Source organism: Tenericutes bacterium MZ-XQ (assembly GCA_002838205.1).
In the GTDB taxonomy this organism is placed as follows: domain Bacteria; phylum Bacillota_I; class Bacilli_A; order Acholeplasmatales; family Acholeplasmataceae; genus Mariniplasma.
Map to the genome: position 1 here is coordinate 1714595 of CP017950.1, position 13246 is coordinate 1727840.

The window sequence follows — 13246 nt, forward strand, 5'->3', positions numbered from 1 at the left end:
ACGCAAGAAAAGACCTAATAAAGGTCTTCATCTTATTTATCTTAAACTTTATTCAGTGATTAAATCTGACCATTTAGTATAGGTACCATCATAGATTTTTCTTAAATCATCTGCTGTGACATTGTTCAATGGATTATTAACATGAACGATTGCTACAATAGCATCCCATGCAAGTTGACCATATTGTTCTTCAGGAAGTGCAACTCCACCAACTTCTAACTCACTATCTTTGAATGGTCTAGATGCAAATCCAACATCTTTGCCTACAGATTCATCTTTTTGATCGCCAACAACTCTCTTATACGCATCGCTTGAACCAGTATGGTCATGATCAGCGACGAAGTTACCAGCTTTAGCACTAAATGCTTGTGTTAATGCTTCTGCTACTTTTTGAATAGAATCCGATCCACCAAATCTTACAGTTACACCACTATTATCTTGTTCAGTAATTGGATAATTTGCTTTAATATCATCCCAAGTTTGAGTAGCTGGAAGTGCAACTGCACCTGCATTATTGATGATATCAGCTCCATCAGTAGTTCCTAAGAATGCAACGAATGCTTCAACTAAGTCTTCAACTTCTTGACTAGGGAAGTCACCTTCAGTTCTAACCATCCAGTTAAATGGACGTTTTAAATCATATGTGTTGTTAATAACATTTGCTTCTGTTGGTGCTACACCATTAAATGATAAACCTTTAATTTCGTTAGTTAAACTTGATAATGATACATAACCAATACCAAACTCATCTGTTTGCAATGATGTCATGATGCCTGTGTTATCTTTAATAACAAAACCTTCAACCAAAACATCATCACTTGATTCTGCTTCATCAAATCCAATACCACCCATAAAACCTGCTCTTGTACCTGACGTAGTATCTCTTGTATATACAGTAATATTACTATCTGTATTAAATCCTTCTTCTTCAGCTTGACATGCAACAAGTCCTAAAGTTAAGCCAAAGACTAATAATAACATTAAACCTTTAATTTTCTTCATTTCAAATCTCCTCATTTATTTTTTCAATCATATTATATGTTTAATCAAATAAATAAGATATCATGAATCAGTAAGAGTTAAGTAAATTTATTGTAAAATTAAAAGTGTAAACATTTTCTATTTACCAATCTTAATCTTATATCACTTGTTTTTTGTAAATATATGCTGCAACTAAAGGTTGCTTTAAAACATTTTTTTGTGTGCTAAAATAAGAGTGTAAAGGAGGTATGTATGGTTGATTTAGCAAAAATCGGGAAAACGATTGAATCTTTACGTAAAGAAAAAAACATGACACAAGATGAGCTCGCTAGCAAGCTATATGTGTCACGTCAAGCAGTTAGCAAATGGGAAACTGGAAAAAGTATACCTTCCATTGAGGCGATGATTCTTCTTACTGAACTATTTAACATCAGTATAGAATCACTCTTAGAAGATACTGATCTCTTAATAAAGGATTTGGATAAACAACTGATCCAGTTACCAAGAGAAGCTGTGTTTTCAAACCTTATCAAGTCTGATCAACTTGATAAAGATTTTAAGTCATATTTCTATTTATTTACTATTGAAGAAAGAAAACAGTTTATTAACCTTGTCATTCAAGGCAAGATAACACTACCATATACACTCATGCGGCCACATTTAAGTGAAGATGAACGTGTTTACTTATTAGGATATATCATCACTTATGATAAACTTCAGATCGATGAACTATATCCATATTTAACTGTTGAAGAGAGACGTATGGTCTCACATAAAAATCATATTTATATAAGAAAGGAGTAAACTAATGAACGTTTACAAATATTTACCATTTATGAATGATGAAGATTTAGAAGAACTTGCTGATAAAATATTATCTAATGAAGTTACTGAAGTACCTCTTTACAAGTTATACCCATTTTTATCAAGACACAAACTAGAAGAAATCGTTGCCCAAATGATTGAGAAAAATGAGCATGATCACTTGATGCATGTGTTACCATTTGTATCTGCAAATACAATTCATATGATTAGAGAAAAAATAAGTGAAGGTAAACTTGAAGGATTTGATGAGTCTCATTTGTTACCATTTATGAGTCCAAATGAAATCAAAGACTTATTTTACTCAAAGCTTAAGGAAACAAAAAAAGAAGAGGAACAAAAGTGAATAAATTCACTCAGGGCGATAAAATCGCCTTTTCTTTTTTTATCTTTCTTTTTATAATAGAATCATGGACCCTATCTTACTCAAATATAAGTTTATAGATCTCTTAGCCTTCGCTGCGATGCAGGGTAAGGATGTCTATGAAAATGAACTGAATAAACTTTCAAATTTGAAAGCCTATCGAAAGCCAAAACTAACCATTCAATCCATCTTTCAAACATACTGGCCCATATTTAAACCTTTGTTTATCGATAGACTAAGACCTGCCATCATTTCTAATGTTGAAAAAATGATTGACTGTAAAAATTTATCTAAAGGACATCTTTTTTTCGAGTGTCCTTCTTGTGATAACTTTCATCTCCAAGGTTTATCTTGTCATTCTAGATTTTGTGTTTCTTGTAACCAGAACTATCGTGAGAAAAGAACGATTGCTGTTCAATCAAAACTTTTAGATGTCCCTCACCGTCACTTCGTCTTTTCTATCGCTAGAGAACTTAGAGATTACTTTAGAATTTATCGGGGGCTTTTTGATGTCTTTTTCTCATCTGTTAATGAAGCGCTTCAAGCACTTGTCTTTTCATCAAAGATTGCAGTTAAAGAAGATCGTAGACTTGGTCTCATTGCTTTTCTTCATACCTTTGGGCGTGATCTTAAGTTTAATCCTCATATTCACGTTTTGGTTGCTGAAAGAACGCTCGATCTCAATCAAAACTTGCGAAAGTTTTCTTACTTTCATTTTGAAAAACTTAGACTTTACTTCCAACTTGCTTTACTTAGAAATATCTCAAATTACTTAAAGGTCCACGCGAGTAAGGACATCTATAACCGCTTCAATCGTTTGAGATCTTCTCTCATCTCAAAATATAAGAAAGGCTTTTATGCACATGGTCCAAAACTTAAAGATTATGGTTTTCTGAATGCTGCGAAAAAAGTTTCTGATTATATCACACGTTATGCTTCACGTCCTGCAATTTCTGAAGAACGTATTTTGAATCTCGATACTTCTACCCATATGATCACTTGGACCTATGATCCTCATGAAGATGATGATAAATCAGAAGATGATCCTTCATTTCTTGGTAGACAAACCATCACTGAACATGTCTTTAGGTTTATTGCCAAACTCATCGTTCACATTCCAGATGAGCACTTTCACACCATTCGCTATTTTGGTTTCTATGCAAATAAATCAAAGAAATCGGTCGCTACTTTCAAAAAACTACTTTCAAATGCTTCTATTAAACTCAAACGTTCTCGCTCAAATTGGATACATATGCTAAAATCAATTTATAAGTATCATCCCATCTTATGTTCATGTGGCCACATCATGAAACTTAATCTAGATTATTCTTTACTAAGAGACCCCGGAGGTTAAACCTATGCCAAAATATTTTAATACCATCAAATTGAAAATTTCTGATGAAGAGAAAAAACTTCGCTTAGAAGACTATCGCTATGCCCTTCAAAACGGCTTTTACTTTGGACCACCTGTTGATATCCACGATTTTATGAATAAAGATATCTTCCTATTAAGTAAAAAAGAATGCGTTTCTCAAATCGAGAAGCGCATTTTTTATACTTCAATCTCAAAAACGAATTGATCTTTACCATTATTTTTAGCTTGATATAATAAATCATCTGCTTTTCTAACTAAATCATTTTTGACTGTGCCTTTTATGATACCCATGGAAACTGAAAATCTTTTACTTGTCTTAGGTAACTCGATCTGTTTTGTTTTACTTAAAATATCATTTGCAACGTGTAAAACTTTCTCCGTTTGTTCAAAAAATAATCCAACAAACTCATCTCCACCTAACCTATAGAATTTGTTATGTTCGGTTTCGTATTGCTTAAGTACATGAGACATTTTTATTAAGGCTTCATTACCAACATGGTGACTATATTGATCATTAATATTCTTAAAATCATCAATATCTATATATAAAATATGTAAATGATCCATATGATATCTTAGTCCATAATGATAATCGAAAGCATATTTATTAAATAATTTTGTCAATGAGTCTTTATGTGTTTTTTCGTATAATTCTTCTTCGTGTTCCATAAGTTCAGTAATGTTAGTTGCAAATAGCGCATAAATGTTTTGATTTGACTCAACTTTAAAACCATCAAAGTGAATCCATGTTCTTAGATTTTTATGAATGACTGGTATAGTTATATTCATGCTTTTATCGAAATTATGTAATTCATTAATAATATACTTCTTGTATTCTGTAATACCCGATACCTCAGCATATTTATTACTGTAATCAATGAGGTTCATCAGCTCTTTCATCGATATTTGATCGCTTTCTGATAATCCAACGAGTTTTAATGAGTTGCTAATGACATGTAAATGAATATCCTCTTTATTTGATATATCTGCATAAAGCAAAACACGATCTTTACTCCCAAGAATAATATCATCAATAACATCAACACCGTATTTATTTTTTAAATTTTTTTGTGCCTGTTTAAAGTATTTCTCCATATATATTTCTCTCCACATGTAAATATAATTTAGCATAGAAAACGTTTTAATTCAATTTTTTTTGTTAAAATTTAGGTATTTTTAGTCATTTTTTTGTTTTTACAAAAAAAACACCATCAAGGTGTTTTCATTAAATCGTATGTTAATGCTTAATTTTTCTACTCATATTTAAGTAACCAAAATATAATAAAGCTCCCGCAATCATTGCTGAACCAAGCATCAACCAAATCATATCCACATGTTGTCCAAACAATCCAAGTTCATTAACACCAAAGTATAATCTCATGATATCAACATTTTCAGCTGGTATAATACTTTCTAAGGTTGTAAGAGGTTCATTTAACATGATATTTTTTAGCAATATTGTCATATGTGTGAATGGAAATATGGATGAAACATAAGTGACTCCAGTAGAGAACACTGCTAAAGGCATATAAATACCACATATAAATCCAATTAATGTGCCTAAAACACCAGATAATGTACCAAAAGCATTAACTGAGCGTAATAAAGTTGTTAAGTAAATCATCAATGATGCTGAGACAAAAGTGAAGAATAACAACAATAATGATGTTTGTAATATCACTTCAAATGAGAACCAGTATCCACTGATAATACCTGCATAAACAATTGTAAATGCCCACATCAATAATGTGAAGAATACAGTTACAATAATCGATGAGATGTAATAACTAAAAATGATTTTATATCGCTTAACAGGCGTTACTAAGTATGCATCTAAAGATCTTTGTTCTAAATCAGTTATTATATTTCCCATGATACCCAAAGATAAAGAGATTGTGTTAATGACTAAGATCCCACCCATCATATTACTGATTTTCATGAAGTCAACAAACTCTCTAGTAATGAGTCCTTGTTCTTGAATATTTCTTAACTCATTCACATAGTTTTCACCAATAAAAAGAAAATATAGCGTTAGCAAAATAATAACACTTAAGAATGAAAAAAAGACTGCAGTTTTATCTCTTAAAAACTTAAGCATATGTCTTTTGACTAATGAAACAAACTCATACATAAATTTCATCCTTTCCGACGACATTAATAAACACATCATCCATAGATCCTTTAACAACTTCAATTTGTTTGATGTGCTCTTTGATTTCATCAATCAGGTCTAAAGTATCTTTTGTATCTTTAACAGTTATGATAAATTGATCAGCTATTTTTTCATAAGCTCTTTTCAAAAATTTCATTTTATCCTTAAAGGCTTCTTTATCAAATGGAACAACTTTAATACGATCAAAGCTAAATTTTTCCTTTAAGTAAGCTGGTGTACCTTGAACCATGATCTTACCTTTATTAATGATAACTACATGATCTGCATTTGCTGCTTCTTCCATATAATGTGTAGTTAAAAATATGGTAATACCTTTTTCTTTTTGTAGTCTTTGAATAACTTTCCAAACAATTTGTCTAGTCTCTGGATCTAATCCAGTTGTTGGTTCATCAAGCAATAATAACTCTGGATTAGCAAACAATGCTCTAGCAATTTCTGTTCTTCTTTTTTGTCCTCCAGATAATGTTTTAAATCTTTGATTCTCAAATTCTTTCAAATTTAAAAACTCAGATAACTCTTCGTATCTTTCCAACACTTTTTCTTTGGTCTTTAGATATAGAGCTCCTCTATAAATCAAATTTTCTTTAACTGTTAAAACATCATCTAGCACATTGTTTTGAAAGACTACGCCTATTTTTTCTCTAAAATATTTCTCATTGGTTTCACCATTTAATGTAACGTCACCAGAATCTTTATTTAATAGCGTTGTGATTACATTGATTGTTGTTGATTTACCAGCACCATTTGGTCCTAGAAATGCAAAAAGACTGCCTCTTTTTACATCAAAAGATATATCATCAACAGCAACGATATCCTTATATGATTTCACTAAGTTTTTTACACCAAGAATTATATCCATATATGCACCATCCTATTCATTTTTATAATGCCATTTTCACTCATTATATCATTTTCTTATTGAAATAATAAAATCCTGTTGAATTTTTTTACAAAAAAAAGCTGACGTTTGGTGCATAGTGTTGTTAAATTTTTCTGATAAATCATTAACAAGGGCGAATATTAAACTTTTTATTTTGAGTGGAATTTTCCAAAACTAAAATGTTATAATGAACGTGCCAAACAAATAAACTAAGGAACCGCAAAAGCGAGTATTTTACCCTGGTTTGTTTGGCGACTTTCCTTAGTTGGGTGAAATACTCGCTTTTGTGGTCTAAGGAGTATTATGCCCAAGTTCAAAATATGTTCACTTTGTGGTACAGTTAATTCTACAATCAAGCATGGTCGTACTAAGAATGGTAAACCGAGATTTAAGTGTAAATCTTGTATGGGAACTTTTATACAAGACGAATCTACAACAAGTTACTTAAATAATAGTGATTACATCTTCAAAAGATTTATTGGATTTATGATTGATGATGTAACTTTAGAAGTAATCGCAAGAAACCTAAGCATTGATATAAAGACAGCTTTATATTATCGATACCTTATCTTCGAATCTTTAAGAGATTACCAAGATGAGGTATTTTTGAATGGAACTATTCTAGTAGATGAGACTTTCGTCAGAATAAGTGATAAAAGATATAAACTGGTTAGACGTGATGGTAAGGGGATTAGAGGGATTTCATTTAATCATCTTTGCGTGATTACTTTGATAAGTTTAGAAGGAATAACTATAGCTAAAGTGTCATCAAGAGGAAACGCTTCACCAAAAAAGTTTATTGATTTATGTACAAAAAACATTGGAGAAGTGACTAAATTTATCCATGATGGATCGGTAATACAGAAACAATTTATGCGTCAATTTAGTGTCCCTAATTATGATGCACGCAGAGAATGTGATGGAAAATACAATACACTTTTAGTAGATTCATTACATAGCAATATAAAAAGATACTTATTCAAGCACGCAGGATATCGTCTAAAAAATCTACAACATTACATGAATTTTTTCGTTTATAGATATAATCATACGCCTAAATCAAAACACATTAACAGTCGTCAAATTATTGAAAGCAGGAATTCTATGATTGATGATTTATACAGAAGAGTTAAAAAGATAAAAAAGAGAATCACTTATAGAAATTTCCAAAGTGATCCTGGAATTACGGATGTACTAGAATCAGTGAGTAGTGATTATTATGAAAAATAACAACACTATGCACCAAACGTCAGAAAAAAAAGACCAAAGGTCTATTTTGTAATATCTTTGTTTTTAGGATCATATACTAAAGTTGTTAAAACTTTGTGTTCGAAAATATCATCTGTCTCAATCATTTTGATTGCTGCCATCAGTGGGACTGCAAAAAGAATTTTTTCTTTATCAAAATCCATGATGGATGAAGCTTTATTCAAATAGTTTTTTGCAAGATCATATTGCTCTAACCTAAGCGTAACATATGTACTAGCAACATCTAATATCGGATTGGCAAGTTTCGCGTGAATCCAATCCATAATATAGTATGAACTATCATGAAGAACAACATGAGAAGGCTGATAATCAAAATGACATAAATAGTTTTCATACTCTATGGTTTCTAATACATTTTGTGCGATATGTTTGATCTCTTTTGCGAGCTGACTCATCTCAATCCATCTTTTAAATACGATATGTGCATTTTCAAGTTCAAGGCCTTTATATTGGTGAATTTCATGCTGAATGTTTACAAAGTCATTGAGTAATGCTTCATCGATATTTCTGATTAAGTAAAATCCTAAATTTTGATGGCTTAGATAAGGCATTTTTATTTCATGTGCATTTACTTTTTCAACATCAGAGACATTCAAGTGCGTTTTACGTCTTAAAATATCGTGTATGTATATTTCTTTATCCACCCATTCTTCAGGATAAAAATCATCGTATGTTTTATACACGATGTCGTCTTCGATATAAACTTTCGCCATGTGACCATGTTTCAAAATAGTTCTCAATCTATCACAACCAAACTTGTCGATATAATAAAAACAAGGACAAAATCCTTGTTTGATTACGTAGTCGTATTAAAAATAATATGAATGATAATTAAAACAAACGTGATTGGACCCATCACACGGTGTGCAATGTATAATTTTTTATTTTTAAGCTTCGAAAACATCATTCCAAATGCACCTGTTAATAATAATGCGATGAGCGTCAATAATCCGGTAAGTCTTAAAGCATCATTAATGATAGCGATGATAAAGTGTGTCAATGCAGACAAAGATGCAGCCATACCAAAAATCTTATGTTTTGATGCAATCCATAAGACTGGTTTATTTTTTATATATTTTTTGATACCATTCGTCATCGCAAGCACAAAGAAGACAACTGTTAATATCCCTAGAATAATAAGCAATGCATCCATACAAATCCTCCAATAAATGATTTGTATATATCTTATCATAATTTTTCTAATAATGTGTCAATAATCTTTGAATTTTATTGATTATTGACATAATAAGAAGGTTTTTTTTGTTATAATGTTAATTAGTAGTTGATCAACCTTGGAGGTCAATATGGATCAAAAGTTTATGAAAAACTATCCGTTACGGATATTCTTGTATGTGTTTGGGATCATGATTCTAGGATTAGGTATTAATGTCTTACTAAGATCATCACTTGGTGCTGGAGCATGGGACACTGTCTCAAATAATTTCAGTCAACTGATTGGTATGACAATCGGTACAGCTTCTATCATCATCAATGTTACTGTATTAGCTTTTGTTTTTTTATACAACAAACATTGGAAATATCTATTCATTTTAGTTCCAGTTTTTAGTTTGGGCTTAGTCATTGACTTCTGGGATATCATTGTTTTTGGTAGTTACACAGTAAATGTCCTTTGGCTACAACTCATCTTCTATGTGGGTGGTGCAGTCATTTTATCTTTAGGCTTAGCAGTGATCATCGTTTCAAAATACCCTGCAATGGTCTATGATGAACTCACTATAAGTTTAATGCGTCTTTTGAACATAAAGAAATTTTTTACGATGCGTATCATGATTGAGTTATTCGCCATTGTACTCGCAACGTTATTTGGTTTTTTAGCAGGCATAGGTTTTGGGGCAGTTAATGTCGGCAGTTTCATACTAGCTTTCGCAATAGGTCCAATGATTACCCTGCATATAAAGTGGTTAAACACTTTATTTAGAACTGAAGCCATATCATAAATCTTTCATTTGAAATTAAAGTATTTCATGATAGAATAGATATGTATTTTGAGGAGGTGTCGTATGGAAAAGTTAAATTTTGACATTATTGAGCTTGAAGCTTATCGCACGATAGGCATGAAGTGGGAAGGCAATTGGAAAGAAATTACTGAGTTAAAACAAATGATTAAAGATATGAGTGAACGTGTTTCTGAATTACCTAAAGCGGTGAATCCTGAACATCAACTTGGTTTATCTTACCATACAAAAAATGGTGGTTTTGTTCATTATTCTGTATATGAAGTTGATCAATCACAAGATATACCAAAGGGGATGATTGAGTTTAACGTCCCAGAATCCTTATATTTACATGTATCACATCCAGAAAATCAATCGATTGGTCAAACATATCATGACATATTTGAATGGATTGAGCATAGTGAGTACAAATTAAAATTAGATCCTCATATAAAATATTATGATCCACTTCCAATTAAGCATGAAGTTTATAGCAGTGGAAGAGATCTGAACAATCCTTATTTCGAAATTTTTATACCTATAGAAAAAAGATAACAAAAAAGCTATTTGACGATGATTTGTCAAATAGCTTTTATTATTTCATTAAGTTTTTTTTATGTAATGATTGGTTCTTCTTGCTGTTCACTACCAAACATCATCATGAAATTATAAATTCTCTCTTCATCAGCTAAAGTTAAATTATCAGCATCTAATAAAGCGATTGCTTCAACTTCATCAAAGATCATATTAAGCTGTGCTTTAACATCAAGTTGCATTTGATCAACTTCTGCTTGAGTTGCACCAGTAAGTGCAAATATATCAGTATACTCAATGATTTGATCAAAAACAATATCAACAGTAGCTAAAACTAAAGCTTCATTAGTTGCAGTAAATGTATTATCTAATACTTCTGCGATTGCTAGTCCGATACCCAATTCTGGAGTACTTAAATTTGTATTTAAGATAAACGCATCTAAATCAATTAAATCCGCCTGAGCCATTAAATCAGCTTGAAGATTTATCGTATTTAACATCACAGTATTGATATATGGTTTTAATGCTTCAAACATCGTATCAAATGGTAATACAACACCTTCCATTTGTAATGCAGTTTTAAGTGGAAGTCTAGCAGCATCTAAGATAATATCAAACTCAGCACTTGTAACCCCTTCAAATAGTTCTAAATCAATCATATTAATGTCATTGATCAGTTGTTCTAAATCAACCATCATTTGAATCATATTAGTACCTTGATTTTCATTGAGTGCAATGACAGTTTTAATAATTCTTGCTTCTGTATCAACAACATATCTAAATACATCATTTGCAGCACCACCTAATAAATCACTAAGTGCCTTATAAGTATCAAACTCAAGTTTTAAATCTTCTAACATACCTAACACAATGGTTTTTTCATTTTCAGGCATATAAGCATCGTTTTCTACTTGGTAAATGATATTTTCGATGGCTAACATATAATAATACTCTTCATATGCAGGTGTTGTTAAAGCCTCAAGTGCAGCGATTTCAGTTGCATAATCTAGTTTAAATTGATCAAGATAATCAATCACATATAAAGCAAAGTCAATAACAACTAATGGGTTGTTTTCAAAATCATAGTATTCGTATACTTCATCATAAGCTTGATCAAGAATTGCTTGACCACCAGTGATTAATGTTTCATCAATGTCTCCGATTAAACTTAAGAATAGGTTAATTGACGCATGACTTATTTGACCATTGACTTGAGCATACTGTAATCCTGTTGTAATATCCGCATTTGTAAGTTCACCTGAGATGATTAACACTGTTTCATATAAAAGTTCAAAATCAGTAGCTGCTGGTAATGCGTTTTGTAACATCAGTACCATTTCGTCTTTAATGATTAATCCTTCTGTTAATGTTAAAGCATCGCCAGATATCGCGCCATCGATTAAGTCTATAGAATTTTGAGGGAATGTATCTTTTACAGTCAATAAGAACTCAAATACAACTTCTAAAGACCCCTTAAAATGTGTTTCTTCAGTAGTCATCAGTGTTATCATTTCACCCATCATGACATTCATTTGTGTGAGTTCTTCAACGTGCATTTCTGCTTCATGTTTCCACTCAATTGCATCGTAAAGATTAAATAACGCTTCTAATTCAGAAAACATATTGTTTATAAATGCTTGTCCTTGAACATCTTGATACATTGCAACCATGATCATATGCATATCAGTTAAGTACTCACTCATCATTTCATCTTCAAAATAATAATCTTCAGGATAGAAATTATATCCATATACTAAAGCATAATATATTTCTTCTACACTATATCTAAATTCACGATGATTTCCACTAAAGAATGCATCAAGACCATCGTATTCATCAACAGTTGCAAAACTCTTCATATAGTTGTATGCATCGATATAATCTTGTGTCAACACAATATCAGTGATTTGTTGTTCATACATTGGTATTTCTTCTGTATAGTAAGCAATATCTAATGTTTGTCTTCTAATACCTGATTCTAGCATAACAAGCGCAAACTGATAAACCATGTTTGCTAAATCTTGATGGTCCATACCATAAAGATCTAATATTTCTAGTTCAAATAAGAAATCATCTAAACCTGTCATCATTGGCATATTCATAGCCATATCTTTAGCATCATCAAAGAACATAACTGCTTGATTTTGTGACATGCCCATAGATATTGCTGCACCTGCATAAGCTTCAATCATATCATAAGTGGTTAAGTATTCATTGTATGCCCATTCATCTTCAAAATCATCTTCAGTCATATCTTTTTCATAATTAGAGTTTATACCACTTAGTATTGAAGTAATAATGTTATCTTGTGAAATGTTTTCTTCTACCGTATAAGTTACTGTAGCAGAATTATCAGATGTTAAAGCATCCTTCTTAGCAACAACATAAACATTATGTGTACCTACTGGAATATTTTTAGTTGATAAATCTAGTGAAGTTGTTGTAACACTGTAAGAAAGTGATCCAACATAAACGATATAACCGGTTGCATCTGTCACAGCATTCCACGTGAGCACACCCGCACTGATAGCAACTCCTGTTGGTGCATCAACCGTATCAACAGTTCCATCCGTAACGACATAGTTTAAAACAGCAGAAGGTATGGAGACTTTATCGTCTTTAGCAGCAACCACCGATACAGCATATGTATCTGGTGCTAGATCTAATGTTGTTAAATCAAATGTTGTTTCCTCTACTTCGTATTCTGCATCATTAACAAAAACGACATAGTGATCGGCTTCAGGAACAGCATCCCAGGTCAAAACACCATCCGTAATATCTAAGTTCTGTGGTGCATCTAAATCGAGATCAACTTCTCTTGTACAAGCCGCAATCCCAAATGCAAAAGTTAAAAATACAAACAATAAAAGAATCTTTTTCATAATATCCTCCT

At 31.6% G+C, this 13246-nt stretch carries 14 protein-coding genes; 7 read left to right on the plus strand and 7 right to left on the minus strand.

Annotated elements, in window-relative coordinates; translation table 11 throughout:
- Window positions 1-48: 48 nt before the first annotated feature.
- The gene (locus tag BK011_08570) at window positions 49-1002 is read right to left on the minus strand and encodes a hypothetical protein (GenBank protein ID AUD65731.1); all 954 of its coding nucleotides are present in this window, start codon (window positions 1000-1002) and stop codon (window positions 49-51) included.
- A 231-nt stretch (window positions 1003-1233) separates the two neighbouring features.
- On the opposite strand from BK011_08570, the gene BK011_08575 reads away from it, so the two are divergent.
- The 4 genes from BK011_08575 to BK011_08590 all read left to right on the plus strand — a co-directional run bounded on the left by BK011_08575 (window position 1234) and on the right by BK011_08590 (window position 3747).
- Window positions 1234-1785, plus strand: a complete 552-nt coding sequence (locus BK011_08575; protein ID AUD65732.1) for a hypothetical protein — start codon at window positions 1234-1236, stop codon at window positions 1783-1785.
- A 4-nt stretch (window positions 1786-1789) separates the two neighbouring features.
- Entirely contained in the window at window positions 1790-2149 is a 360-nt protein-coding gene (locus BK011_08580) for a hypothetical protein (protein ID AUD65733.1), read from the plus strand.
- A 64-nt stretch (window positions 2150-2213) separates the two neighbouring features.
- Window positions 2214-3521, plus strand: coding sequence for a hypothetical protein (locus BK011_08585; GenBank protein AUD65734.1), 1308 nt, complete (start codon window positions 2214-2216; stop codon window positions 3519-3521).
- 4 nt (window positions 3522-3525) lie between these two features.
- The gene (locus tag BK011_08590) at window positions 3526-3747 is read left to right on the plus strand and encodes a hypothetical protein (GenBank protein ID AUD65735.1); all 222 of its coding nucleotides are present in this window, start codon (window positions 3526-3528) and stop codon (window positions 3745-3747) included.
- Here the strand turns inward: BK011_08590 and BK011_08595 are convergent.
- From BK011_08595 to BK011_08605, 3 genes are all read right to left on the minus strand, one after another.
- Entirely contained in the window at window positions 3720-4637 is a 918-nt protein-coding gene (locus BK011_08595; GenBank protein AUD65736.1) for a hypothetical protein, read from the minus strand. The genes BK011_08590 and BK011_08595 overlap by 28 nt on opposite strands.
- 142 nt (window positions 4638-4779) lie before the next feature.
- Entirely contained in the window at window positions 4780-5673 is an 894-nt protein-coding gene (locus BK011_08600; GenBank protein AUD65737.1) for a hypothetical protein, read from the minus strand.
- A complete protein-coding gene (locus tag BK011_08605; protein AUD65738.1) occupies window positions 5666-6574 on the minus strand; it encodes a multidrug ABC transporter ATP-binding protein in 909 nt (302 codons plus the stop codon). The genes BK011_08600 and BK011_08605 overlap by 8 nt, the downstream gene beginning before the upstream one ends.
- A 324-nt stretch (window positions 6575-6898) precedes the next feature.
- Between BK011_08605 and BK011_08610 the strand changes: the two genes are divergently transcribed.
- Complete coding sequence (locus BK011_08610) at window positions 6899-7825, plus strand: hypothetical protein (protein AUD65739.1); 927 nt, start codon at window positions 6899-6901, stop codon at window positions 7823-7825.
- Window positions 7826-7866: 41 nt separating this feature from the next.
- Here the strand turns inward: BK011_08610 and BK011_08615 are convergent, their stop codons facing one another.
- Together BK011_08615 and BK011_08620 are read right to left on the minus strand one after the other, a co-directional pair.
- Window positions 7867-8604: a hypothetical protein gene (locus tag BK011_08615; protein ID AUD65740.1), complete on the minus strand. Its 738-nt coding sequence runs from the start codon at window positions 8602-8604 to the stop codon at window positions 7867-7869.
- A 56-nt stretch (window positions 8605-8660) separates the two neighbouring features.
- Entirely contained in the window at window positions 8661-9017 is a 357-nt protein-coding gene (locus BK011_08620) for a hypothetical protein (GenBank protein ID AUD65741.1), read from the minus strand.
- Window positions 9018-9168: 151 nt separating this feature from the next.
- On the opposite strand from BK011_08620, the gene BK011_08625 reads away from it, so the two are divergent.
- The gene (locus tag BK011_08625) at window positions 9169-9822 is read left to right on the plus strand and encodes a hypothetical protein (GenBank protein AUD65742.1); all 654 of its coding nucleotides are present in this window, start codon (window positions 9169-9171) and stop codon (window positions 9820-9822) included.
- A 63-nt stretch (window positions 9823-9885) separates the two neighbouring features.
- Complete coding sequence (locus BK011_08630) at window positions 9886-10374, plus strand: hypothetical protein (protein ID AUD65743.1); 489 nt, start codon at window positions 9886-9888, stop codon at window positions 10372-10374.
- 59 nt (window positions 10375-10433) lie between these two features.
- Here BK011_08630 and BK011_08635 read toward each other — a convergent pair whose 3' ends face one another.
- A complete protein-coding gene (locus tag BK011_08635) occupies window positions 10434-13235 on the minus strand; it encodes a hypothetical protein (protein ID AUD65744.1) in 2802 nt (933 codons plus the stop codon).
- Window positions 13236-13246 lie beyond the last annotated feature (11 nt).